Below are 25,091 nucleotides of genomic sequence, written 5' to 3'. Positions count from 1 at the left end.
CCGCGTGCTTCCCGTCTCAGGGGCGTTTGAAGGCGGACAGGAGCCGGTCGGCCGCGAGCGCGGGCGTCAGCTCGCCCGCCAGGACCTCCCGCTCGATCTCCTCGGTGATCGCCGCCACCTCGGGGTCGTGGCGCAGCTCGGACAGCAGCCGGTCGCGCACCAGCGTCCACGTCCACCCGACCTGCTGCCCGCGGCGCTTGGCGGCCAGGTCGATCGACTCCTGGTGGGTCAGCACGTGCCGCCAGAGCTTGTCCAGCCCGTCGCCGGTGAGCCCGCTGCACGTGAGCACCGGCGGCGGCGTGGAGTCGGAGCGGAGCATGCGCAGCGCGCCGGCCAGCTCCCGCGCGGCCTTCCTGGCGGGCAGCTCGTGCTCGCCGTCGGCCTTGTTGACCGCGATGACGTCCGCGAGCTCCAGCACGCCCTTCTTGATGCCCTGGAGCTGGTCGCCGGTGCGGGCCAGCGTGAGCAGCAGGAACGTGTCCACCATGTCGGCCACCGCGGTCTCCGACTGGCCCACGCCGACGGTCTCGACCAGGACGACGTCGAAGCCGGCGGCCTCCACGACGACCATGGCCTCCCTGGTCGCCTTGGTGACGCCGCCCAGGGTGCCGGAGGTGGGCGAGGGGCGGATGAACGCGGCGGGGTCGACCGACAGGCGGGCCATGCGGGTCTTGTCGCCGAGGATGCTGCCGCCCGTCCTGGTGGAGGAGGGGTCGACGGCCAGCACGGCCACCTTGTGGCCCTGCGCGGTCAGCATCGTGCCGAGCGCGTCGATGAACGTGGACTTCCCCACGCCGGGCACGCCGGAGATCCCGATCCGGCGCGCGTGGCCGGACAGCGGGGTGAGCTCGACGAGCAGGCGCTGCGCCAGGACGTTGTGGTCGGGCCTGGTCGACTCGACGAGCGTGATCGCGCGGGCGATCCACGTACGGGACCCGGCCCGTACGCCTCGGGCGTAGTCCTCCAGCGAGTGCACCCGGCTTACCCCTTTCTTCCCAGTTGATCAGCTAATCTCTGACAATTCTTGACTTTTGCCAGTAGGGTGCTGGAGTTCTGATCTCAGCCGTCACAGGAGTCACTCCCCTCATGCCCAACGTCGAACCCCTCCGCGAGGGCGACCCGGCAACGGTGGGACCCTACCGGCTGGTCGGTCGGCTCGGCGCGGGCGGCCACGGTGTCGTCTACCTCGGCCAGGCCCGCAACGGAACCCCGGTCGCCGTCAAGGTGCTGCGTGAGGGGCTCTCCGTCGACGGCCGCCTCGCCACGGAGATCGCCGCCGCGCGCAAGGTCGAGCCGTTCTGCCTCGCGCAGGTGCTCGACGCCTCGACCAGCGGCAGGCCGTACATCGTGTCCGAGTACGTGGACGGACCCTCGCTCGAGCAGGTCGGCCGGCTCGGCGGGGCGGAGCTGCAGCGGCTCGCCGTGGCGACCGCGACCGCGCTGGACGCCATCCACCAGGCCGGCGTCGTGCACGGGGACTTCAAGCCGGCGAACGTCCTGATCGGGCCCGACGGGCCGCGGGTGGTGGACTTCGGCATCGCCGGGGCGCTCGGCACCGGCGTGAAGGCGACCGGCACCTTCGTCGGCACGCCCGCGTACATGGCGCCCGAGCAGCTCGCCGGGCAGGCGGGCGGGGCGGCGGCTGACGTGTTCGCGTGGGGGTCGGTGATGGTCTCCGCGGCCACGGGGGTGCCGCCGTTCGGGGACGACTCGCTGCCCGCGGTGATCAACCGCATCCTGAAGGACGAGCCGCGCATGGGCGAGCTGCGCGGGCCGGTACGCGAGATCCTGCTGGCCTGCCTGGCCAAGGATCCGGGCTCCCGCCCCGCGATGCGTGACGTGCTGCTGCGGCTGACCGCGCCGTCCCGCCAGCAGACGGCCCCGTACCAGACCCAGCCCCACAGGCCCGATCCCCCGCTGGCGGCCTGGCAGGACACGCCTGACGCCACCCTCGACCAGGACACGCCGCCGCGCCGGGCCCGCGCCCAGGAGCCGGCCGCGGAGCAGCCCGCGGCCCCGCTGCCGCGCAGGACCTCGCGCCAGAGCCACGGCACCGACCCCCAGTCCCTGGGCCAGCCCGTGGCGGGCCAGCCCTTGTCGGGACAGCCCGTGGTGGGGCAGCCCGCTCCGCCCGCGCACCACGGCCAGGGCCCGCACTTCGGCCAGAACGCGCCCGCCCACGTCGATCAAGGCCCGCACTTCGGCCAGGGCTCGCCCGCGCACTTCGACCAAGGCGTGGCCGCGCACCACCAAGGTGCGACCGCGCCGCACGGCCAGGGGCCGGGGACGTTCCCGATGGCGGCTCCGGTCGAGGCCCCGGTTCCCCCCGCCTTCCAGCACCACGCGCCCGCCGAGCCGCCGCCGGGCTTCCCGCCCGCCGAAGGGCCGGGCGCCGCGCAGGTCGTGGCCGAGCCGTCGGTGGCCCAGCACTCGGCGCTGGTCGACCTCCTCGTGCCGGGCACGCCCCAGCCCCAGCCCCAGGCCCCGCCCCAGGCGCCCGAGCGGCCGCGGCGGTCCGGGCGGCGGCGGGTGAAGATCGTGCTCATCGCGGGCGTCGCCGGCGTGTCCGTACTGGCGCTGGCCGGCGCCATCATGTGGCTCACCCCCACCACGCCCACCCCCAAGGCCAAGAACGTCTCCGACGTGACCACCGCGCCCACGACCGAGGTGGCGACCACCCCCACCACGCGCCCGAGACGCTCGCGTACCCCCAGGCCCAGCCCGCAGACCGTCGGCACCCCGAGCAACGTCCCGACGGCGGGATCGACGGCGGACCCGACCGGCGACCCGACGGCGAGTGCCACGCCCGCCGCCGACCGGCTCAGGCTCGTCTACGTCCGCCCTGGCGGCGCGAAGAACGGCGACTGCTGGACCGGCGGCGAGGTCACGCTGCAGGCGATGGTGCAGCGCACGGGCCGGCCGCTGACCTTCCGCTACACCTGGTACATCGACAACGTCGCCGTGGGCCGCTCGTCGGCGCTCGTCACCGAGAACGGCCAGCGCTTCCTGACCTCGCCGCAGAGCCTCAAGAGCACGGGCGGCGTCCATCGCGTCACGCTCCGGATCACGTCCCCGGTCGCCACCCAGCGGACGATCTCCGTCACGATGTGCGACCGGGGAACTTACTGACGGTTCCTCAGCTGGTCGAGCAGGTCGAGGGCGGCGTCGGCGATCACCGTGCCGGGCGGGAAGATCGCGGCGGCGCCCGCGGCCCGCAGCTCGTCGTGGTCGCCGGGCGGGATGACGCCGCCGACCACGATCATGACGTCGCCGGCGTCGAGGTCGGCCAGCGCCCGGCGCAGCGCGGGCACCAGCGTCAGGTGCCCGGCGGCCAGCGACGACACGCCCACGATGTGCACGTCGGCCTCGACCGCCTGCCTGGCGACCTCCTCCGGCGTCTGGAACAGCGGGCCGACGTCCACGTCGAAGCCGAGGTCGGCGAACGCGGTGGCGATCACCTTCTGGCCGCGGTCGTGCCCGTCCTGGCCCATCTTGGCCACCAGGATGCGCGGGCGGCGGCCCTCGGCCCGCTCGAAGTCGGCGCACGCCCGGCGGACGCGCTCGATGTTGGCGGAGGGGCCTGACTCGTCGCGATACACCCCAGAGATGGTACGTACCTGCTCGGCGTGCCGGCCGAACACCCGCTCCAGGGCATCGGAGATCTCGCCCACGGTCGCCTTGGCCCGGGCGGCGTCCACGGCCAGCTTGAGCAGGTTGTGCTCCAGGCCAGGCGCGGGGTTGTCGGCGGCCTTGGTGAGCGCGTCGAGCGCGCGCTGCACGGCGCCGGGGTCGCGTTCGGCCCTGAGCCGGGCCAGCTTGTCGAGCTGCTGGGCGCGTACGGCGCTGTTGTCGACCTTGAGCACCTCGACGGCCTCGTCGCTCTCGGCGCGGTACTTGTTGACGCCGATCACGGGCTGGCGGCCCGAGTCGATGCGGGCCTGCGTACGGGCGGCCGCCTCCTCGATGCGGAGCTTGGGCAGGCCAGCCTCGATGGCCCTGGCCATGCCGCCGGCGGCCTCGACCTCCTGGATGTGGGCCCAGGCGCGTTCGGCGAGGTCGTGGGTGAGGCGCTCGACGTAGTAGGAGCCGCCCCACGGGTCGATCACCTTGGTGGTGCCCGACTCCTGCTGGATGAGCAGCTGGGTGTTGCGGGCGATGCGGGCGGAGAAGTCGGTGGGCAGCGCGAGCGCCTCGTCGAGGGCGTTGGTGTGCAGGGACTGCGTGTGCCCCTGGGTGGCGGCCATGGCCTCGACGCAGGTGCGGGCCACGTTGTTGAAGACGTCCTGCGCGGTCAGCGACCAGCCGGAGGTCTGGGAGTGCGTACGGAGGCTCAGCGATTTCGGATTTTTCGCATTAAATCCAGAAACCAGGTTGGCCCACAGCAGCCGGGCGGCCCTGAGCTTGGCGACCTCCATGAAGAAGTTCATGCCGATGCACCAGAAGAACGACAGCCGCGGCGCGAACCGGTCGACGTCCATCCCGGCGCCGACCCCGGCCCGCAGGTATTCGACGCCGTCGGCCAGCGTGTAGGCCAGCTCCAGGTCGCACGTCGCCCCGGCCTCCTGGATGTGGTAACCGGAAATGCTGATGGAGTTGAATTTCGGCATCTTCTCGCTCGTATAAGCGAAAATATCCGAAATGATCCGCATCGACGGCGTCGGGGGATAAATGTAGGTGTTGCGGACCATGAACTCTTTGAGGATGTCGTTCTGGATGGTCCCCGCGAGCTGCTCCGGCGCGACCCCCTGCTCCTCGGCCGCCACGATGTAGAGCGCGAGGACGGGCAGCACGGCGCCGTTCATGGTCATCGACACGGACATGCGGTCGAGCGGGATGCCGTCGAACAGCTGCCGCATGTCGTAGATGGAGTCGATCGCCACCCCGGCCATGCCCACGTCGCCGGCCACGCGCGGGTGGTCGGAGTCGTAGCCCCGGTGCGTGGCCAGGTCGAAGGCCACCGACAGGCCCTTCTGCCCGGCGGCGAGGTTGCGCCGGTAGAAGGCGTTGGAGTCCTCGGCCGTGGAGAAGCCCGCGTACTGGCGGATGGTCCAGGGCTGGTTGACGTACATGGTGGGGTACGGGCCGCGCAGGTAGGGGGCCACGCCCGGGTAGGTGCGCAGGAAGTCGATGCCCTCGAGGTCGTGGGCCGTGTAGAGCGGCTTGACCTCGATGCCCTCCGGCGTCTCCCACACCTCACCGGCGTGCTTCGGCGCCTGCGGCCCGTCCTTGGGCAGGGCGTTGAGCGGGATGCCGGAGAAGTCCGGGATCATCGGGTCACCTCCAGGTCGTCGAAGGTCTCGCGGAGCACGGCCAGCGCGTCGCAGCCCGCGTAGAGGTTTCCGTCCACGCCTTCGTACTCCCCCTTCCCCGCCAGCCAGACTTTCCTCGCACCGGCCTTGCGCAGTGCGGTGGCGACGGCGGCGGCGTGCTGGGCGTAGAGCTTGTCGGTCGAGCACAGGCAGGCGACGGAGGCGCCGCTCACGGCGAACGCGGTGGCGATCTGCTCGGGATCGGCCCCGGGACCGGCGGTCTCGGTGTCCAGCCCGCCCGTCTGGAACAGGTTGGCGGCGAACGCGGCCCGCGCGGTGTGGGCGGCCACGGGCCCGATCGTGGCGAGGAACACCGTGGGCCGCTCGGGCCGCGCGTCGGCCAGGTCGCGCAGGGCCTCGAACTCCTCGGCGTAGCGGACCCGGGGCAGGCCGCCCGTCTCGGAGGCGGCCTGCGCGGGCGTGGGCGGTCGTACCGGCTTCTCGTGCACGTTCGGGAACTCGCTCACGCCCGTGATGGGCAGGCGGCGGTGGGCGACGTCGTCGGCGCGGCGGGCGCGGGTGGCGGCGATCCGGTCCGCCACGAGCCCGGCGGCCCGGGCGATCCCGCCCGCCGCCTCGATCTCCTGGAACCAGGCCCACGCGCGTTCGGCGAGGTCGGCGGTGCGGCGCTCGACGTACCAGGAGCCGCCGGCGGGGTCGATGACGCGCCCGAGGCCCGACTCCTCCAGCAGCAGCGCCTGCGTGTTGCGGGCGATGCGCCGCGAGAAGGCGTCCGGCAGCCCGAGGCAGGCGTCGAACGGCTGCACCGTGACCGCCTCCGCGCCGCCGACGCCGGCGGCGAAGCAGGCCAGGGTGGTGCGCAGCATGTTCACCCAGGGGTCGCGGGCGGTCATCATGGCCGAGCTGGTCACCGCGTGCTGCCGCTGGCCGCCGTGCCCGGCGGCGCCACACACCTCGGCGACCCTGGCCCACAGCCGGCGGGCCGCGCGCAGCTTGGCGATGGTGGCGAACTGGTCGGCGGTGGCGGCGTACCGGAACTCGATCTGCCCTAGCGCTTGCTCGACAGAGAGCCCGCCGTCCGTGAGCGCCCGCAGCTCGGCGACTCCCTGGGCGATCGAGCAGCCCAGCTCCTCGGCGTCGCTGCCGCCCGCGTCGTGGTACGGGGTGGCGTCGACGGTGACGGCCCCGAGCCCCGGGAACCCGTCGACGCAGCGCCTGGCCAGCTCCAGCCCCGGACCCTCAACGGCGGAGGCGCCCAGGTTGCCCCGCACGGCGCTCCCGCGCCCGAACAGGACCTCGGCGGCCTCGCGTACCCGGTCCCCAGCCTCCAGCACGACCGGCGCCAGGTCGAGGTAGACATCCTTGAGCACTGCGCCCAGCGCGTCCACCGGGATGGCGCCGTCCCCGACGACGAGCCACAGCGAGGTGACCCCGTTCTCCAGGTCGGCCAGCACCGCCTCGGGGTCGGCCACGGCGTGCCGCTGGCGCACCTCCCAGCCGGGAGTGCCGCGGGCCCCGCGCACGTACGGCGCCTCGCCGGGCAGCCCGGGGTCGCCGGGCAGGTCGTCCAGGTCGTAGAGCGGCGCGACCGTCACCCCGTCATAGGTGGCGGTGGACAGCGCCTCCTCCGGCGCCTCCGTCTCGATGCCCGACTTGCGGAGGACCTCGACCGCCAGCGCCCGCCAGCCGTCTCGCGAGATGGACTCGAACCCCGTGGCCAGTTCCATGGTCGGATACTAGGCGGAGCTCCGAAGGCGCGGTAACCCCGGGTCCACCCCAGGCTCGGTGTGTCGCCGACCCCGGTCCACCCCAGATTCAGGGCCCAGATTCAGGACGGGGGCGCCTCCCACGTCAGCCGCCACGTCAGGGGGCCCACGACGCCGTCGTCCTCGAGGCCCTGCCGCCGCTGGAACCTGCGGCACACCTCGCGCGACCCGGAGCCGTACGCCCCGTCCACGGCCAGGTCGAAGCCGCGCTTCTTCATCTGCGCCTGCCAGGTGCGCACGTCCTCGCCGTGCATGACCGGCGGATACTTCAGCAGCCGCCCGGGGAACGGCGGCGCGGCCGGCTCCGTGGGCGGGGTCCCGCCCGGCCGGGGCGCGCCGCGCCGGATCCAGTCGTAGAGCGGGTCTCCGGGGCAGTCGGTCGAGTAGCCGTCGCGGTGTCCCTTGATCTCCTTGCCCGCGCGGCCCTTGTCGCGCAGATACCGGACGGCGTCCAGGATCGCGTGCAGCACCCCGTCGGGCGGCTGGACGAGCCCCGCGTTGCCGACGAGCCCCAGCACCGCGTAGTGGCCGGCGTTGAGCCCCGGGCCGTTCGCGGCGGGCAGGTGGTGCAGACCCCGTCCCTCGAACACCTTGCGGTGCGGGCAGGCGACCATGGTGTTGCCGGTGAAGTAGACGGTCCCCTCCCGGCGGGCCAGCCAGCTCTGGTTCTCGGTCCGGGGACACCAGATCCGGCCGCGGTAGGTCTCCCTCCGGATCCTCAGGGCCGTCCGGGGCATGACGGAGTGCCGGCGCCGGATCGTGGTCAGCCACATGCCCGTCTCCGGCAGGCGGCTCATGGCCGCTCCCGACCCCGACAGCAGCGCGGCGAACATGAACGCCTCCGCCGCCGCCCGGTCCCCGCGGGCGAGCCTGTCGCGCCCGGCGTCGCCCGCCGTCAGGGAGGTCTCCAGGAACAGGGAGAGCTGGGCCCGGGTCAGCGACAGGAGGAATGCGTACCCCGGCACCCTGCCGGGCGCCACCTCGACCAGTTGCCGTCCGGCGTCGGCCGGGAGCCGGAACTCGACGAGATCGTCCTTGACCGTCTCCCTCCAGCGGGACGCGCCCGCGGCGGGAGGGCCGAAGACCCCGTGGAGCGCGGCGCGGACGCGCATGAGATGGGCCGGGTCCCGCCGCGACCGGTGGATCGCGACCCCGCTCGCGCTCGACGCGCCCTCGGCCGCGAACCACGCGACCAGCTCCACGAAGGCGTCCGACCACTTCGCCTCGGCCGGCAGGTCGGCGCAGGGCGCCGCGACAGGGATGCGGTCCCGGTGACCGATGGTCTCGGTGGTCACCCACAGCCGCCGCGTGTCCTCCCCCGCCTGGCGCTCCACGGGCCAACGGTGATGGGGGGTGGTCAGGGAGGAGTGGGCGGGCCCCTCCATCCGGATCATCTCCCGCTCCATCGCGGGGAACACGCACACCTCTTGCACGGGCTGCCACTCGGACATGCCCGTGTCGTGGTCGAGCGTGAGCGCGACGTCGCCCGCGCGCAGGTCCCGGTACGACTTCCAGCCCTGCCGGGTGAGGAGCTCGGTCTCCTCGTCGACGCAGTAGCCGATGTCGATCCAGCCGTTGTCGTCCATGTGGAACGCCTGGATCGACCGCACCAGCGAGACGCACCCGCTGTGGTCGGAGACGATGCCGGGGTCGACTCTGCCGCCCGTGTAGTGGACCTTCACTCCCTTGGTGGAGTCGAGCTGCGTGTAGTCGCCGCGCGGCGAGCGGGCGTTCCAGTCTTTGCGTAACACCAGGTCGATGGCCACGGTGAGCTCCGAGAGTCGCTGTCGAGACCACCGAGCGTAACGCGGAGCATGCGGACGGGTCCTGAAGTTGGGTGATTTTACCTAGGGTCTGATCACCCGTTTGTCCGTCACGATCGCGGTGATGAGATCGTGCGGCGTCACGTCGAAGGCCGGGTTCAACGCCCGGGTGCCCTCGGGCGCCACGCGTACACCTCTGACCGTCACGACCTCGTCCGCCCCTCTGTCCTCGATCTCGATGTGCTCGCCGGTGGGGGTGTTCTGGTCGATCGTGGACTCGGGCGCGACCACCACGAACGGCACCCCGGCGCGCTCCGCGCCGAGCGCGAGGGCGTACGAGCCGATCTTGTTGGCGGTGTCGCCGTTGGCGGCGATGCGGTCGGCGCCGATGAGCACCGCGTCCACCTCGCCCTTGGCCAGCAGGTACGGCCCCGCCGAGTCGGCGATGAGCCGGTGCGGCGCGCCCATCCTGGCCAGCTCCCAGGTGGTGAGCCGGGCACCCTGCAGCAGCGGGCGGGTCTCCAGCGCGAGCACCTCGGTCAGCCGCCCGCGCTCGTGGAGCGTCTGCACGACGCCGAGCGCGGTGCCGCGTTCGACGGCGGCCAGCCCGCCGGTGTTGCACACGGTCATGATCCGCAGCCGGTCGCCTTCGAGCAGGTCGGCCCCGCGCTCCCCCATGGCCACGCAGGCGGCGATGTCGTCGTCGCGCACGCGCAGCGCGGCCGCGAGCACGGACGCGCGGCCTTCCCGCAGGTGGGCGGCGGCCCGGTCGACGCCCCACGCGAGGTTGACGGCGGTGGGCCGGGCGGCGCGGAGCCTGGCGATCTGCGCGGGGTCGCCGTCGGCCAGCACCACGCCGAGCGCCCCCGCCACGCCGAGCGCGGGCGCGCCGCGCACGGCCAGCCGCCGGATGGCGTCCACCAGTTCGTCCACGGTCTGGATGCGCAGCGTCACGCACTTGTCGGGCAGCAGTGTCTGGTCGACGAGCTCGACGGCGCCGTCCACCCAGTCAATGGTCCTCACACGGCAAACTGTACGTTTTTACCGCTCGGCGAGGACGATCACCGAGTCGCCTTTGTTCAGGACGATGGGTTCGGACTTGTCGGGGTTGAGGACGATGCCGTAGTGCGGCGGGTCGTTGCGCGCCAGGGCGTTGCGGTAGCCGATGGCGGTCTCGCCCCTGCGCCTGGCCGACTCCACGACCGTGGAGAAGTGCACGCGCGTCCCCGTCTTGACGTAGGAGCCGGCGGGCCTGGGGTAGATCTCCGAGCCGCGCGAGTCGAACAGGTAGCCGAACACGTCCGCCAGGTGCCGGTTCTCGGCGAGCTGGGCGAGCAGCAGGCCGATCACGGTGTCGCTGATCACGATGTCGTCGGCCTCGGTGACCTCGGCCAGGGCCCGGTTGTTCTCGTCGTGCATCTCGCTGACGATCGAGTAGTGCTCGCCGAGCGTGCTCTGCATGTCGCGGAGCTGGAGCAGCGTCATGAGCGTGCGGGTGTCGGCGTGGTGGGCGGCGAAGCGGTCGTCGGAGAGCACGATGACGTGCTGGAAGAGGCCGACGCCGAGCGACTCCAGCGCGTACCTGTCGGTGGTGTCGCAGTCCTTGACGTTCACGGTGAGGTGGCGCAGGCCCGCCAGGCCGGTGCCGGCCTTGGGGTGGTCTGCGGCGATCTCCAGCACCGAGCCGGGGGCCACGTAGCCGTCGAGGTAGCGGACGATCTGCTCGGCCCGGCCGTTCCAGTTGAGCAGGAGCGTGCGCTCGGGCTCGGTGGGCGGCGCCTCCGCCTCGACGACGGCGGACTCGTCCATGGACGGCTTGCCGGCGGCCAGGCGGATGTGGGAGTCGTCGTGGGCGATGACGATGACCTCGTCGTCGGCCTTGATGACGGTGTCCATGGGCGGGTTCAGCACGACGCCGGTCGGCCGGCGCAGGCCGATGACGGAGGCGGTCTGGTACGCGTGCAGCGCATCGCCGTACGTGACGCCGACGAGCTTCTTGGGCGTGCGCAGGTAGATCTCGCCGCCGTCGAAGTTCAGCAGGTCCATGCAGACGACGGACATGCCCGACTGGCGCGAGGACTGCACGATGAGCCGGGAGGCGGTGTCGTCGGAGTCGACGAGGTGCACGTCCTCGCCGCCGGCCAGGCGGGCGGCGGCGATGTTGCGGCTGGAGGTGAGCCCGGCGACCACCGGCGGGTGAACGCCACGGCGCTTGGCCAGCGCGAGCAGGATCTTGATGACGTGCGCGTCCGGGTCCTCGCCCTCGGGCGAGAGCACGACGACGGAACGGGCGGTGGCCAGGTTCATCATCGCGAGGTCGCGCGGCTCCGTGGGCCGCCCGGTGCGGCAGACCAGCCGGGTCCTGCCCAGGTCCCCGACGGCCTCGCGGATGTCGTCCTCCATGGCCAGCTTGTCGCGTTCCGCGAGGACGGCGATGACCGAGCCCTTCTGGCTGGCGTGCGCCTTGACCAGCTCGGCCACGATCGTGAACACCTGGTCCGACCAGCCGAGCACCACCGTGTGGCCGGACTCGACGATCCGCGAGCGTCCCCTGCGCAGGCGGTCCACCTTCTGCTTGAGCCCGTTGGACAGCAGGCCGACGAGCATGCTGACGATGAACAGGCCGCCGATCGACCCGGCGAACATCACGGCCATGTACGCGGTCGAGCCCTTGTCACTGGCGAGCTTGCCCGGGTTCAGCGCGTGCATGAGCGCGATCCAGAGCACATGTCCGGGGCCGTTCACGCCGTCGGGCTCGTTCGGCGCCAGCCAGAGCGTGAGCCCGGCCACGACCACGATCAGCCCCACCGACACCACGGCCAGCCAGCCGATCAACGAGGCGGTCCCCCTGGACATGGTGTTGTCGAACCAGTAACGCGCCCTTTCACGGAACGTCGCCTTCGACACTTCCCCGATACCTCCGCTTAAGGTGTGATTTGCCCAACGCCCCAAGGTACCGGTGGATCTTCACAAGCGCATGGCGACCGGTAACGTATCGGCCATGGCGAGCCCCCTGCTACCGGACGACCCGCCGTCCCTGGGCGGGTACACCCTGTCCGGCCGGCTCGGGGAGGGCGGGCAGGGTGTGGTCTATCTCGCCCACACCGCCGCCGGCGAACCGGTCGCGGTCAAGCTGCTGAGCACCGGCGACCAGCAGACGCGGGCCAGGCTGGCGCGCGAGCTGGACGCGCTGGAGGGCATCGCCTCCTTCTGCACCGCGCGGGTCCTCGACGTCTCGGCCGACGGGCCACGGCCGTTCGTGGTGAGCGAGTTCGTGGACGGCCCCTCGCTGGCCGACCGGGTGCGCGAGCGCGGCCCGCTGCGCGGCGGCGACCTCGAACGCCTGGCGGTCGGCACGGCCACCGCCCTGGCCGCCATCCACGCGGCCGGGATCGTGCACCGCGACTTCAAGCCGGCCAACGTGCTGCTCGGGCCCGACGGGCCCAGGGTGGTGGACTTCGGCATCGCCCGGGCCGAGGGGGCGGCCACGATGACCTCCGGCCTGATCGGCACCCCCGCCTACCTTGCGCCCGAGCAGATCAGCGGCTCGCCCGCCTCCCCCGCCTCCGACGTGTTCGCGTGGGCCTCGTCGATGCTGTTCGCGGCCACGGGCACGAGCCCGTTCGGCGCGGACACCGTGCCCGCCGTGCTGCACCGGGTGCTCCACGCAGAGCCGGACCTGTCGCCGCTGCCGCCGCGCCTGCGCGGGGTGATCGCGTCCTGCCTGGCCAAGGAGCCGTCGCGGCGGCCCACGGCCCAGCAGCTGATGATGTCCCTGGTCAACCCCAACGCCCCGCAGGGCCCTCCGGCGGCCCCTCTCCCGCGGGACGCCGCCGTACCCGAGGGACTTCGCACGGGGCCGCGCCCTCAGGCCGCGATCACCACCCAGGGGACGGGACGCTCCCGCTCGCGGGGCCTGCTCATCGGCGCGCTGGCGGGCCTGGTCGCCCTCGCCGCGACCGTCGTCACGATCCTCTCCGTGAACAGCACCCCGACCCCGCTCGCGGACCAGGACGACAGCTCCCCCTCGGCCACCCCGCCGGCCACCCCGCCCTCGACCCCACCGGCCACCCCGACGGCGTCCGCGGGCAGCGCGACGCCCACCGCCTCCGGCGGGAAGCTCAAGATCCCCGCCGCCTACGCGGGGACGTGGACGGGCCGGACGGAGAGCACCAACCCCATGGACACCGACGGGGCCGAGAACACCGTGGTGCTGAAGCCGGGCGCGTCCACCGCGCAGTGGAGCGAGAAGGACGCCGGCGCGAGCTGCCGCGGCATGATCATCCTGACCCAGGTGGAGGCGGCGCGGCTGACGTTCTCGCTGGAGGCGATGGAGGGCGGCTGCATCCCGGGCACCGTCTGGCTCGCCAAACAGGGCGACGCCCTCTCCTACACCTGGCGGGACGAGCCCGGCCCCGGCATCGTCACCCAGACCGGCACTCTGAACAAGAGCTAACCGATACCACGAATTTTCCGCAAAACCCTTCGACATGTGACGGCTGGACGCTGGATCATTAACGTTATGTCTGTGATGAGGGAGGTGCCGTTCCCCAGCCGGGAGTCTTCAGAGCTCCCCATGAACATCTGGATCGACGATGCCGACTCCGCGATCGACGTCATCGACGCCTTGGCGCTGTCGCCGTTCGCGACGGGTGCGCAACCGTGGTCCCGCCTTGCCAATCTGGAGCGCGTACGCCCTGACGCCCCGCTGAGCCCGGCCGACGGCCGCCTGCTGCGCACGGCGCGGGTCGAGGACGGCTCGGAGTCGCGGCTCATCGCCGGCGAGGGCTGGACCCTGCGCGTCGTGCGTCACCGCAACCGCACGGCCACCGTCAGCGTCACGGCCGTGGACGAGGACCTGGCCAAGAGCGTGCTCGCGCAGAGCATCGAGGGCGCCGAAGAGGCCATGCCGGAGGTGGACCACGTCGAGATGGGCTTCTGGTGGCGCGGCATGCACGGCGGCACCCGCTCGGAGAAGCCGATCACGGCCCAGCCCTGGGACGAGATCAACAAGAACTACTCGGCCAAGGTCCGCCCCGCCCTCGACCGGCTGATGTCGATCACCCCCGCCGACGTCAACGGCCGCCTGATCCTGCTGCACGGCGAGCCGGGCACCGGCAAGACCACGCTGCTGCGCACGCTGGCCAAGCAGTGGCACGACTGGTGCCAGGTGGACTGCGTGCTCGACCCCGAGCGGCTGTTCAACGAGCCGGGCTACCTGATGGAGGTGGCCGTCGGCTACGACTCCGACGAGGACACGCAGCGCTGGCGGCTGCTCGTCCTGGAGGACTGCGACGAGCTGATCAGCTCGGGCGCCAAGGCCCAGGCGGGCCAGGGGCTCTCGCGCCTGCTCAACCTGACCGACGGCCTGCTCGGCCAGGGGCGGGACGTCCTGGTGGCGATCACCACCAACGAGGACCTCGCCCGTCTCCACCCGGCCGTCGTCCGCCCCGGCCGCTGCCTGGCGCAGGTGGAGGTCGGGCCGCTGACCAAGGACGAGGCCGTCACCTGGCTGGGCTCCGCCAACGGGGTGAGCGCGTCGGGCGCGACGCTGGCCCAGCTGTACGCCCTGCGCGCGGGCCGCGAGTTCACCCCGCAGCCGGGCGACGAGTCCACGGGCCTCTACCTCTGACCGGCGCGCCGGCCAGAGGCGGTCACGTGCCGGTCACGTGACGGTCACGTCAGGTAGGTGTGCAGGCGGCGGGCCTCGCGGACGAAGTTGTTCGACGCCCGCCGCTCGGCGATCTCCGCCACGCAGGGCACCGGCCCCCGCGCTCCGGCCCACCGGGCGGCGCGCAGCGCGAACGCGAGCACCTGCGTGTGCCGGGTGTGCGGCCGTTCCTCCGGCCCCGGCAGGAACACCGGCAGGAACCCGGTCATGATCCGCCACACCTCCCACTGCGCTCCTTGCTCGGCCGCGCTCTCCAGGGTCTCGAGGACCGGGCCGGGCTTGAACCACGTCCTGCGCAGCAGCAGTCCGAGCTGCCGGCCGATCCCTTCGGCGTCCTCGTCGCCGCGCGCCGCCAGGTCCACCACCAGGCGCGCCCGCACCACGGGCAGCTTCGACCAGGACGGGTCGGCCAGGAAGAACGCCACCACGAGCGCCATCCCCTCGCCCCACGGACCGTCGGCCAGCGCGAGGGCGTACGCCTCGGGCGGCCTCGCCCCCTCCACCGGCCACCCGTACATCAGGTGCGGGACGAAGTGTTGCGCGACGACCTCCCGGTGGGACGGCAGCACGTACGGCCACCACGGCAGCAGCCCACCCTGCCCTGCCCGCCGCCGCCAGCCGGGCTCGGTGAACAGCTCGTCGACCAGCGGCAGCCCTGTCGGCGCCACCCGGATCCTGGGCTCCAGGTCGGGGGTCCGGGTGTCGGCCGGACCCCGGTCGTCGCGGTATTCGCCGCCGGGGTCCAGCCGCCCGGAGGCGAGCCAGCCGACCTCCGTGACCGGCTCGGGGCGGCCGCCGTCCATCCACCGGGCCGCCGCCCGCCCCGCCTCCGAGGCGAGCAGCCGCGCCCGCGCCACCACCTCGGGCGCCACCTCCCGCGGCAGCCGCAGCAGCGCCTGCTGCAGGTCCGCCGGCAGGGCCTCGGCACCACGTCGCTCGTAGCCCGCCAGCCGCGCCACGAGCTCCCCGGCGGCCACGTGCCCGGTGCCCTCGGTGGGCTCGGCCAGCAGGTACGGCGGAAGGGCGCCGTCCTGGAGCGCCGAGTGGACCTCGGCCCACCGCCGCAGCAGGAACAGGTGCGGCGCCGACACCGCGCCGCCCCGGGGGTCGCCCGGAGGCAGCCCGTCAGCCGCGGAGCCGCCCGTCAGGATCAGCCGGGCGATCTCCTCGCACCATTGCCAGACGTCCAGCCACGGCCGTTCGTGCGAGCGGGCGCCCAGCCGCCACTCCGACAGCCTCGCCACGAGCCCGTCCCGGTCGTCGTGGAGCAGCCGTACGACGCCCGCCAGCCACAGCTCGGCGGACTCCCATCCGCCCCCGCACGGTCCCAGCTCCACGGGCGCGGTCACCGGCCCGGGGAACGCCTCGGCGAAGCGCGGCGCGGGCAGCGGGGCAGGCGTGAAGGGCTCCGGCGGCTCCTCGGCGGCCTCCCCGCCGAACACCGCCACGAGGGTCTCCCCGAGCTGGTGCGGCAGCAGCCCGAAGGAGTCACGCAGGGCCTGCGCCCCCACCGGCGTGAACCGTTTGGCGTGCTTGACCGCGATCCGCACCGCCCGCCCCTGCACGTCGGCGGACTCGCAGGCGAACGCGGACCCCAGCGCGGGCGCCAGCTCGTCGAGGTCGCCCGGCCAGGCGCGGGCGACGGCGTCGAGCCAGGTCAGCCCGGCCGTCACCAGCTTGCGCTCCGCCCTGAACAGCAGCGCCCGCACCGCCTCCGACACGTCCGCGCGGTCCAGGTGGTCGAGCCCGCGCAGGTGGCGCAGCGCCACCTCCGCGACGGGTCCCGGCGCGGCGGGCAGCAGGCGCAGGTAGTCGGCGGCGTGCTTGCTCACCTCGTCGGGGGTCGGCTGGAGCAGCTCGTGCAGGCGGACGAAGAAGCGCAGATCGGCGGCCTCACCGCCGCGCAGGAACCGCCGTACGCACCCGTCGAGCAGCAGGTCGCGGCGGCCCTGACCGGCCAGCCTCTTGAGCGCGGCCAGCCAGGTGCCGCGCGTCAGCGGCTCCGCGCGCTCGCCCCGCAGCACCGCGCCCACGCCCTCCGCCTCGAAGAGCCGGGGAAGGAGGTGGTCGAGCAGCGGGTCCTCGCGAACGGGCGGCCGGCGTACCCAGGCCACCACGAGGGGGTCGTGCTCGGGCGGGACCACGCCGGTGCGGCACAGCATGGCCAGGGCGAGCGCGTCCATCTCGTCCGAGCGGCGGCGCCGGCGGGGCGCCGGGCGCAGCCGCAGCGCGGCGCGGGTGGCGAAGTCCTCCTGCCACGCGGCCGGGCGGGCGGACAGGACGCGTTCGAGGATCGCGGCGGTGGCGCCGCTCGCCTCCCCGCGGTCCTGGAACTCGCGGCGGTTGAGCCAGGCCACGACGGCCGCCGCGCCGCCGATGGTGGCCGCGCCCGCGACCCGCAGGGAGTCGGCCCAGTTCTCCTCGCGCTCGAGCGGCCAGGGCGGGTTCCAGGGGGTGTTCCACTCCCAGCGCTCGTACTCGTGGACGGTGCGGCCGGCGCGCTCGGCCCGGCGCACGTGCTCGCGCCAGGCGGCCTCGCTCTCGCGCTCCCGCCTGGCGATGCGCTCCAGCTCCCGGGCATGGGCCCGCTCCTCGGCCACGGCGACGTGGGCGGGGAGCAGGGCGGCCACCTCACGGCGTTCGCGCTCGCCCAGGGCGAGGACGCGTTCGGCGACCCACTGCGGGTCCCCGGTGTCGATGGCCGCCACCACCGTCTCCCATGCGGTCACGGAGCGACCTCTACGGCGACGCGGGCGGCGATCCTGGCCGCCAGCACGTGCTTGCACGGCCCCCGCGAGCCCCGGTGGTCGAACCACCACGGGCACGTGCACTCGCCGTCGGCGATCCGCACCCGCCGCACCCCGCCGTCGGTCGTCACCTCGGCCGTCTCCCCGAGCACCCGTACGGCGCCGGAGTCCACCAGCGCGCGGGCGGCCGTCAGCCGGGGGTTGAGCTCCGCCACCTGGTCCCTGTCGTAGGGCAGCTCGCGGTGGAAGTGGGCCGCCTCGTGCAGGTCGTAGCCGACGCGCCCGGCCGTGCCGAGCTGGGTGAGCGCGGCGCGTACGCGTTCGATCGCAAGCCCGGAACGGTCGGCGAGCAGCCCCAGCTCGACCGTGGGCTCGAAGTTGAGCAGCATGCCCACCACGTCGGCGTCGTCCGCGGCCTCGTCGGTGGCCAGGTCGGACAGCACCGCCCCCTCGCCGGAGAACCCGCGCCACGGCTCGGGCGAGACGGCCAGCGTGTAACGCATGCCGGGCAGCTCCAGCTCCCAGGCGCCGGCCGTGGACGAGCCGTCGGCGGGCCCGTACACCCTCAGTGCCTTGGCGAACCTGAGCAGCGGCAGCAGCGTGGCCACCCGACCGGTGCCCGACAGGCAGACCCCGCCGCGCGCGGGACCTGAGGCCACGCGCAGGTCACGGCCCGAGGGGACGGCCCAGACGGTGGAGCGGGCGCCCTTCGGCAGGGAGCGCAGGAAGCGCACGGCGTGCGGCCCGGCCAGCTCGGCCCGCAGGTCCCAGCCGGACGCGATCACCTGCACCTCCGCGAACCCGCGCAGCCACCGCGACGGCAGCGGCACCTTCTTCTCCACGACCGCGCCGTCGAGCGTGGTGACCGTCAGCTCGTCGGGGCCGACGCCCAGGTGGAGCGGATCCCTGCCGCCCACCCTGGCCAGGGACTCGCGCAGCGGGCCGTTGACGTCGACGTTGGTGGTGCCCCGGTCGAGCACGTCGCCGTCGAGCTCCAGCACGTCGAGCCGGGCATAGACGCCGCCGCACGCCGAGAACGACTCGAACCGCAGCCGCCCGCCGTCACACGTCACCACCGGGTCGCGGGTCCAGCCCGGCCTGGGCTGGTGGTAGCGGGCGAGCGCCACGTCCGCCACCGCGAGCAGCCCGGCCGCGGCCGGAGCCGCGTGGGTGAGCAGCCCGCTGAAGAAGCGCGGGTGCGTCTGCGGCCCCGATAACGCCGTGCCACCGGAGGTCGAGAGACCGAGCCTGCCGTCGGTGAGCGTGGAGGGGCCCGCGTACGAATATGCCTGTACCGCCTGAGTCATGCCCCGAACCATAGAGATCACCACCGACACAAACGGGGCTGGTACGTAAACCATCCGATGTGTGACACAGGGTGCGAAACCACAATATGGCTGGTGCTCACCGTCGACCTGGCCCGCGTCGCCTTCACCCGCTTCGCCGTACCCGCGGGTTCGCCGCAGGCGGGTTCGTGGGCGAGCGCGGAGCAGCGGATCGGCTTCGCGGCGACCCAGCTCATCCCCTCGTGGACCGCGCGCACCCCGCCGGGCTCGTGGATCGAGGTGGCGCTCCGGGCCAGGACCGAGCGGGGCGATCTCACCAAGTGGTACGTCATGGGCCGCTGGTCGGAGCACGGCACCCCCCGCACCTCGGTGCCCGGTCAGGGCGACGAGGACGGGGACGTGGCGGTGGACACCTTCGTGGCCCGGCGGCCGGTCGTGGCGTACCAGGTGCGGGTCGCGGCGCACGGCGGGGACGCGCGGGTGACCGGGCTGGGCGTGATGGCCTCGGCCGTGCCGCGCCGCCCGGTCGAGCCGAGCCCCTTCGGCGCCGCGGGGGCGGTGGAGCTGGCGGTGCCCGCGTACTCCCAGCACGCGCACGCCGGGCACCACCCGCAGTGGGACGGCGGGGGTGTCAACTGGTGCGGCCCGACCTCGGTGGCCATGGTGCTGGGCCATTGGGGCCGCGGTCCCGGGCCGGCCGAGCTGGCCTGGGTGGGGGACGGCGATCCGGCCCCGTCCGTGGATCACGCGGCCATGGGCACGTACGACGAGAGCTACCAGGGCACCGGCAACTGGCCGTTCAACGTGGCGTACGCGGGGCGCTACGGCCTGGCCGGGTTCGTGACGCGGCTGCGGTCGGCGGTGGAGCTGGAGGCGTTCGTGCGGGCGGGCGTCCCGGTGATCACGTCGCAGTCGTTCAAGGCGGCCGAGCTGCCCGGTTCCTGCTACTCCACCAGCGGGCACATCCTGGTCGTCACCGGTTTCACCGTCGAGGGCGACATCGTCGCCAACGATCCCGCGGCTCCCGATGACGCCTCGGTTCGAAGGGTCTATCCGCGGGCAGCGTTCGAGAACGTATGGCTCAGGAGCTCGGGCAGCGGGGGCATCGCGTACATCCTTCACCCGCCTGACCATCCACTTCCTCCATGTACGAATGGCAATTGGTGACTTGATGAGCATTCGACCGATCGACGTGGCCCGTACCGACGGCGGCCCGCAGTGGGTGGAGGCGGTGGCCACGCCCTCCGGCGTCGAGGTCTGGTGGGACGAGCCACGCCCGGCCGAGGGCGGACGCCGCTGCGTCGTGCGCCGCCTCCCTGACGGCACCCGTGTGGACGCCCTTCCGACGGGCTGGAACGCGCGCAACCGGGTGATCGAGTACGGCGGGCGCTCCTGGCGTCCGCTCCCGGGCGGCGGCCTGGTCTTCACGAACTGGGCCGACCAGCGCCTCTACCGCCTCGAGGGATCGGATCCGGTGGCGATCACCCCTGAGGGCCCGTACCGCTACGCGGACCTCTACCTCCCGCCCGGCCGGGACGAGGTGTGGGCGGTCCGGGAGACGGACGGCGTGCGGGACCTGGTGGCAGTGCCCCTGGACGGCGGCCCGGTCACGGTGATCGTGAAAGCCCAGCACTTCCTGATGAACCCCCGCCTGTCCCCCGACGGCCGCCACGTCGCCTGGATCGGCTGGGACCACCCGAACATGCCCTGGGACGGCACCGAGCTGTGCGTGGCCCCGCTGGGCGAGGACGGCACGGCGGGCGCGTACCGGGTGGTCGCCGGCGGCCCCGAGGAGTCGGTGGCCCAGGCCGAGTGGCGCGACGACGGCAGCCTGTACGCCGTGACCGACCCCACCGGCTGGTGGAACGTCCACCTCGTCCCCCTCGACGGCTCCCCAGCCACGAACCTCACCCCGGTCGAGCAGGAGTTCGGCGCCGCCGCGTGGAAGCCGGGCATGACGTACCTGGACATCGCGGACACGGGCGAGCTCGCGGTCGTGTACGGCACCCCGGACCTGCGCCGCCTGGGCGTGCTGAACCCGAAGAGCGGCGACATCAGGGACATCGGCGGCACGGCCACCTACTGGTCCTCGACCGTGTCGGTCGCGGGCGGCAAGGTGGCGGCCGTGGGCGCGACCCCGTACACGCCGCTGGAGGTCACCCTCGTCGACCTCGCGGACGGCACCCACGAGGTCGTGTCGCCGCGCAAGCCGCTGCCGGACCGCGACCTGCTGCCCACGCCCGAGGCCGTGACCATCGAGGGCGTGCACGCGCACCTCTACCCGCCGTCCGGCGGCCGGAGCGGCCCGAACCCGTACGTGATCTTCGTGCACGGCGGCCCGACCGGCAACCTCCCGGTCGTGCTCGACCTGGAGATCGCGTACTTCACCAGCAGAGGGCTCGGCGTGGCCGTGGTCAACTACGGCGGATCGACCGGGTACGGCCGCGCCTACCGCGAGCGGCTGCGCCACGAGTGGGGTGTGGTGGACGTGCAGGACTGCGCCAGAGTGGCGCGCGGCCTGGTCGAGATGGGCCGGGCCGACGCCGCGAAGATCGCCATCCGGGGCGGCAGCGCCGGAGGCTGGACGACGGTGGCGGCGCTCGTGCACAGCGACGTGTTCGCGGGCGGGGTCGCGCACTACGCGATCACCGACCCGGAGAGCTGGGCGGCCGAGACGCACGACTTCGAGTCCCGTTACCTGGACGGCCTGGTGGGCCCGCTGCCCGAGACCCGCGACCGCTACACCGAGCGCTCGCCGCTACTGAACGCCTACCGCGCCTCGGGCCCGTGCCTCATGCTGCACGGCCTGGAGGACGCGATCGTGGACGTGAGCCAGGCCGAGCGATTCACCGCCGAACTGGACAAACATGGCAAAGAGTGGGCCTTGCTCACCTACCCCGGCGAGCAGCACGGCTGGCGCAGGGAGGAGACTATCGTCTCGGTGCTGGAGGCCGAGCTGGCCTTCTACGGGCTGATCTTCGGCATGGAGACACCCGAGGTGCCGCCTTTGACACTGAAGGGGAGAGCGTGAAGAGCGTCGCCGAGATCTGCTCGGATCTGATCAGGTTCGACACCACCAACCCGGGCTCCGGTGAGCGGCCGGCGGCCGAATACGTCGCCACGCTGCTGGCCGACGCGGGGATCGAGCCGGTGGTGTTCGAGTCGGCTCCGAAGCGGACCACCGTCGTGGCCAGGATCGACGGCGACTCCCCCGACGCGTTGCTGATCCACGGCCACCTGGACGTGGTGCCCGCCGACCCGGCCGAGTGGCAGATGGACCCGTTCTCGGGGGAGATCGTGGACGGCTGCGTGTACGGGCGCGGCGCGGTCGACATGAAGGGGTCGTGCTCGATGACCCTCGCGACCGTGCTCGACCTGGCGGCCCGCGGCGTGCGCCCGAAGCGTGACCTGGTGCTGGCGTTCCTGGCGGACGAGGAGGCGACCGGCGACTACGGCTCGCGGCACGCCGTCACCGAGCACCGGGAGCTGTTCGACGGCGTCACGGAGGCGATCAGCGAGTCCGGCGGCTTCAGCGTGGCCTCCGGCGAGCACCGGGTGTACCCGATCGCCGTCGGCGAGCGCGGCACCGCCTGGATGAAGCTCACCGCGCACGGCGTGGCCGGGCACGGCTCCCGCCCGCCGGTGGACAACCCGGTCGCCACGCTGGTGCACGCCCTGTCGCGGGTGGCCTCCCACCGGTGGCCCGTACGCCTGACGCCGTCGGTGGCCGCCCTCATCGAGAACCTGTCGGAGATCACCGGCCGGCCGATCGACCTCGACCGCCTCGACGAGGAGGCCGCCCGGCTCGGGCCGCTGGGCGGCCTGTTCAAGAGCCAGATCCGCAACTCGGCGAACCCGACGATGCTCGACGCCGGCTACAAGGTGAACGTGGTGCCCTCCACGGCGGAGGCGCACGTGGACGGGCGTTACCTGCCGGGGTCGCAGGAGGAGTTCCTGGAGACGATCGACACGCTGCTCGGGCCGAAGATCACCCGGGAGTTCGTCAACCTGGAGGACGCGCCCGACGCGCCGTACCCGTCGGCGTTCTTCGACACGCTGGCGGGCGCGCTGGTGGCCGAGGACCCGCTCGCCCGGCCGGTGCCGTACGTGATGGCCGGCGGCACGGACGCCAAGTCCTTCGCCCGGATCGGCATCAAGGGGTACGGCTTCGCGCCCCTCATGCTCCGGCCGGACCTGGACTACTTCGGGATGTTCCACGGCAAGGACGAGCGGGTGCCGGTGGAGGGGCTCGAATTCGGCACCCGGGTCCTCACCCGTCTCCTCGCCTAGCCCCTGGGCGGGCCGAACCACGTGGTGAGCGCGGCGGCGACCCCGTCGCGCCCGCCCGCCCACGCGACATAGCCGTCGGGCCGCACCAGCAGCACCTCCGCATCCCCGTCGCCGGGCATGGTCGAAGCGTGCGCCACCCGCACGCGGTCGCGGTGGCCCGCCACGGCGGCGTCGAGCCCGCCGTCGCCGGGCGCTCCCGAGAGGGCCAGCACGAGGCCGCGCCCGTCCCGCAGCAGCTCGGCGACCGTCCGGGCCTTCGCGGGAGCCGGCTCGGGGACCGCCTCCAGGAGCGGTGCGAACCGCCCGACGAGGGGGTGCGCCGAGCCGGGCGCGTAGTCCGCCTCCGTCCCGTCGGCCATCCCCGTGAAGTGCCGCTTGGCGTCCGGCAGCTCGATCACCTCCGCCAGCACCTCCCGCAACGCCTCCACCTGCGGCCCCGGCCGCATCAGCGCCACCTGGGCCCGGGTGTTGCGCAGCACCCTGGCCGCCACCGGGTGCCGTTCGGCGGTGTAGGTGTCCAGCAGCGCCTCGGGCGCGAGCCCCCGGGCCACCAGGGCCAGCTTCCACCCGAGGTTGACCGCGTCCTGCAGCCCCAGGTTGAGCCCCTGGCCGCCGATCGGCGAGTGCACGTGCGCCGCGTCCCCCGCCAGCAGCACCCGACCCTGGCGGTACGTCCCCGCGTGCCGGGTGTTGTCGCTGTAGCGGATGCCGGTCTCCAGCCGCTTGACCACCACGTCGTGCCCCGTCACCCGCCGCAGGCTGTCCTCCAGCTCCTCGGCCGTCATCGGCGCGTCCCGGTCGCCGGGCCCGCCGTCGAACTCGATGGTGGCGATCTCCCCCGGCACCAGCGACAGGTTAACCAGGCCGCCGGGGTGGCGCAGGGACGACGTCACGGCCTCGGCGGAGGCGAGTTCGGCCACGGCGGTCCGCCCCGTCATGGTCGCCGGCGTCCCCTCGAACGCGAACCCCGACCGCTTGCGCACCAGGCTCCGCCCGCCGTCGCACCCCACGAGGTACGCGGCCCGCACCGTCCGCCCGTCGGCGAGCGTGGCGACGGCGGCGGACTCGTCCTGCGCGACGTCGCTCACCGCGCACCCCTGCCAGATCCGCACCCCCATGCCGGTGGCCCGCTCGGCCAGGACGGCCTCCAGCCGGTCCTGCTTGAGCATGAGGTATTCGGCGTCTCCGGCCTCGCCCAGCAGCGGCAGCCCGCCGAAGTGTCCCCTGATCAGGCCCTCCTGGAGCAGCTCCACCATCATGGCGACCAGGTCGGCCCCGGCGGGCTCGCGGCGCGCGGCCAGCTCGTCGAGCATCGCCCACTGCTCCCCCGCCACCGGCTCGACCAGGTCGCGCAGGGCCAGCGACTGCACGGTGCGCGCGTTGAGCGAGCGCAGGCCGAGGCTGCGCGTCCGGCGCTCCTCGCCCGTGGCCGCCTCCAGGACCAGCGGGTCGGCCCCGCCCAGCTTGAGCTCGCACGCCAGCAGCAGCCCGACCGGCCCGCCGCCGACGATGATCACGTCGGTCATCTCCGCTCCTCTACTTACGCAGTAAGCTTACGTAGTAAGTAGAACACATACACCGTAAGCTTTGTCAATCCGGGAAAGGAGCACCGAATGGCACGACGGGAGCCGCTGAACAGAGAGAGGGTCCTGGACGCGGCCCTGGAACTGGCCGACAAGGAGGGCCTGGAGGGCCTGACCATGCGGCGGCTGGCCAAGGCGCTCGGCGTCGAGGCGATGTCCCTCTACAACCACGTCTCGAACAAGGCCGACATCCTCGACGGCGTGGCCGAGCGGGTGTTCGAGCAGGTCGAGCGGCCGGACCCGGCGCTGCCGTGGCAGGAGCAGGTGCGCGAGGTGGCGCTGAGCATGTACCGGGTGTTCAGCCGCCATCCGGCGGTGCCGCTCGCGCTGGTCACCGACCAGTCCAACCCGACCTCCGTACGGGCGCTGGAGCCGCTCGACGCGCTGGTGGGGGCGCTGTTCCAGGCGGGGTTCGACGACCTGGGCGCATGGCGGGCGCTGACCGCCGTGAACAGCCTGGTGTTCGGGTCGCTGGTACTGTCGACGGGCGGGTTCACCGGCGATCCCGGCGTGCACGCGGGCGAGCAGGGGGTCAGCGCGTACGTACGCGAGATGGATCCGGCACGACTGCCCCATTTCAGCAGGCTGCTGCGGAGCACCCGGGAGGGCGTGGACCCCCTGGCGGACTTCGAGCAGGCCCTGAACATGCTGATCCACGGCCTGGCGGCCGAGGCCCCCAAATAGTGGAACAAAGCATTCCGTTCTGCTATGCTGA

General features: G+C 73.1%; 16 protein-coding genes. 7 read left to right on the top strand and 9 right to left on the bottom strand.

What is annotated here, in order from left to right:
* Nucleotides 1-16 precede the first annotated feature (16 nt).
* A complete protein-coding gene (gene meaB, locus ACWDRB_RS06165; protein ID WP_357727993.1) occupies nt 17-976 on the bottom strand; it encodes a methylmalonyl Co-A mutase-associated GTPase MeaB in 960 nt (319 codons plus the stop codon).
* Nucleotides 977-1,086: 110 nt separating this feature from the next.
* Here meaB and ACWDRB_RS06160 point away from each other — a divergent pair, with 110 nt between their 5' ends.
* The gene (locus tag ACWDRB_RS06160; protein ID WP_449892040.1) at nt 1,087-3,129 is read left to right on the top strand and encodes a serine/threonine protein kinase; all 2,043 of its coding nucleotides are present in this window, start codon (nt 1,087-1,089) and stop codon (nt 3,127-3,129) included.
* Here ACWDRB_RS06160 and scpA read toward each other — a convergent pair.
* From scpA to ACWDRB_RS06135, 5 genes are all read right to left on the bottom strand, one after another.
* Complete coding sequence (gene scpA, locus ACWDRB_RS06155; protein ID WP_449892039.1) at nt 3,123-5,270, bottom strand: methylmalonyl-CoA mutase; 2,148 nt, start codon at nt 5,268-5,270, stop codon at nt 3,123-3,125. The two genes, ACWDRB_RS06160 and scpA, sit on opposite strands and share 7 nt — an antisense overlap.
* Nucleotides 5,267-6,997, bottom strand: coding sequence for a methylmalonyl-CoA mutase family protein (locus tag ACWDRB_RS06150; RefSeq protein ID WP_449892038.1), 1,731 nt, complete (start codon nt 6,995-6,997; stop codon nt 5,267-5,269). The genes scpA and ACWDRB_RS06150 overlap by 4 nt, the downstream gene beginning before the upstream one ends.
* Nucleotides 6,998-7,098: 101 nt before the next feature.
* On the bottom strand, nt 7,099-8,802 hold the full coding sequence (locus tag ACWDRB_RS06145) for a peptidoglycan-binding protein (RefSeq protein ID WP_449892037.1): 1,704 nt from the start codon (nt 8,800-8,802) through the stop codon (nt 7,099-7,101).
* Between the two features lie 81 nt (nt 8,803-8,883).
* A complete protein-coding gene (gene mtnA, locus ACWDRB_RS06140; RefSeq protein ID WP_350726623.1) occupies nt 8,884-9,822 on the bottom strand; it encodes an S-methyl-5-thioribose-1-phosphate isomerase in 939 nt (312 codons plus the stop codon).
* 18 nt (nt 9,823-9,840) lie between these two features.
* Nucleotides 9,841-11,706, bottom strand: coding sequence for a CASTOR/POLLUX-related putative ion channel (locus ACWDRB_RS06135; RefSeq protein WP_449892036.1), 1,866 nt, complete (start codon nt 11,704-11,706; stop codon nt 9,841-9,843).
* Between the two features lie 94 nt (nt 11,707-11,800).
* Here ACWDRB_RS06135 and ACWDRB_RS06130 point away from each other — a divergent pair, with 94 nt between their 5' ends.
* Both ACWDRB_RS06130 and ACWDRB_RS06125 read left to right on the top strand, forming a co-directional pair.
* Nucleotides 11,801-13,255, top strand: a complete 1,455-nt coding sequence (locus tag ACWDRB_RS06130) for a serine/threonine-protein kinase (RefSeq protein WP_449892035.1) — start codon at nt 11,801-11,803, stop codon at nt 13,253-13,255.
* Nucleotides 13,256-13,321: 66 nt separating this feature from the next.
* The gene (locus ACWDRB_RS06125) at nt 13,322-14,431 is read left to right on the top strand and encodes a DUF5925 domain-containing protein (RefSeq protein ID WP_363964063.1); all 1,110 of its coding nucleotides are present in this window, start codon (nt 13,322-13,324) and stop codon (nt 14,429-14,431) included.
* Between the two features lie 44 nt (nt 14,432-14,475).
* Here ACWDRB_RS06125 and ACWDRB_RS06120 read toward each other — a convergent pair whose 3' ends face one another.
* Nucleotides 14,476-17,199 (bottom strand): hypothetical protein, encoded by a 2,724-nt coding sequence (locus ACWDRB_RS06120; RefSeq protein WP_449892034.1) that lies wholly within the window; start codon nt 17,197-17,199, stop codon nt 14,476-14,478.
* Complete coding sequence (locus ACWDRB_RS06115) at nt 17,196-18,524, bottom strand: SWIM zinc finger family protein (RefSeq protein WP_449892033.1); 1,329 nt, start codon at nt 18,522-18,524, stop codon at nt 17,196-17,198. Before ACWDRB_RS06115 ends, ACWDRB_RS06120 begins: the two co-directional genes overlap by 4 nt.
* A 93-nt stretch (nt 18,525-18,617) precedes the next feature.
* Between ACWDRB_RS06115 and ACWDRB_RS06110 the strand changes: the two genes are divergently transcribed.
* The 3 genes from ACWDRB_RS06110 to ACWDRB_RS06100 are packed head-to-tail and all read left to right on the top strand — an operon-like array spanning nt 18,618 to nt 22,793.
* Nucleotides 18,618-19,670: a C39 family peptidase gene (locus ACWDRB_RS06110; protein ID WP_449892032.1), complete on the top strand. Its 1,053-nt coding sequence runs from the start codon at nt 18,618-18,620 to the stop codon at nt 19,668-19,670.
* Nucleotides 19,671-19,674: 4 nt separating this feature from the next.
* Nucleotides 19,675-21,534: a prolyl oligopeptidase family serine peptidase gene (locus tag ACWDRB_RS06105; protein ID WP_449892031.1), complete on the top strand. Its 1,860-nt coding sequence runs from the start codon at nt 19,675-19,677 to the stop codon at nt 21,532-21,534.
* Nucleotides 21,531-22,793, top strand: coding sequence for a M20/M25/M40 family metallo-hydrolase (locus tag ACWDRB_RS06100; protein WP_449892030.1), 1,263 nt, complete (start codon nt 21,531-21,533; stop codon nt 22,791-22,793). Before ACWDRB_RS06105 ends, ACWDRB_RS06100 begins: the two co-directional genes overlap by 4 nt.
* Here the strand turns inward: ACWDRB_RS06100 and ACWDRB_RS06095 are convergent.
* The gene (locus ACWDRB_RS06095; protein WP_449892029.1) at nt 22,790-24,319 is read right to left on the bottom strand and encodes an FAD-dependent monooxygenase; all 1,530 of its coding nucleotides are present in this window, start codon (nt 24,317-24,319) and stop codon (nt 22,790-22,792) included. The two genes, ACWDRB_RS06100 and ACWDRB_RS06095, sit on opposite strands and share 4 nt — an antisense overlap.
* Before the next feature lie 87 nt (nt 24,320-24,406).
* Here ACWDRB_RS06095 and ACWDRB_RS06090 point away from each other — a divergent pair, with 87 nt between their 5' ends.
* Complete coding sequence (locus ACWDRB_RS06090; protein WP_364246927.1) at nt 24,407-25,060, top strand: TetR/AcrR family transcriptional regulator C-terminal domain-containing protein; 654 nt, start codon at nt 24,407-24,409, stop codon at nt 25,058-25,060.
* Nucleotides 25,061-25,091 lie beyond the last annotated feature (31 nt).

This window comes from Nonomuraea sp. NPDC003707 (assembly GCF_053587055.1).
This window is presented reverse-complemented; position numbering and strand designations above follow the sequence as displayed.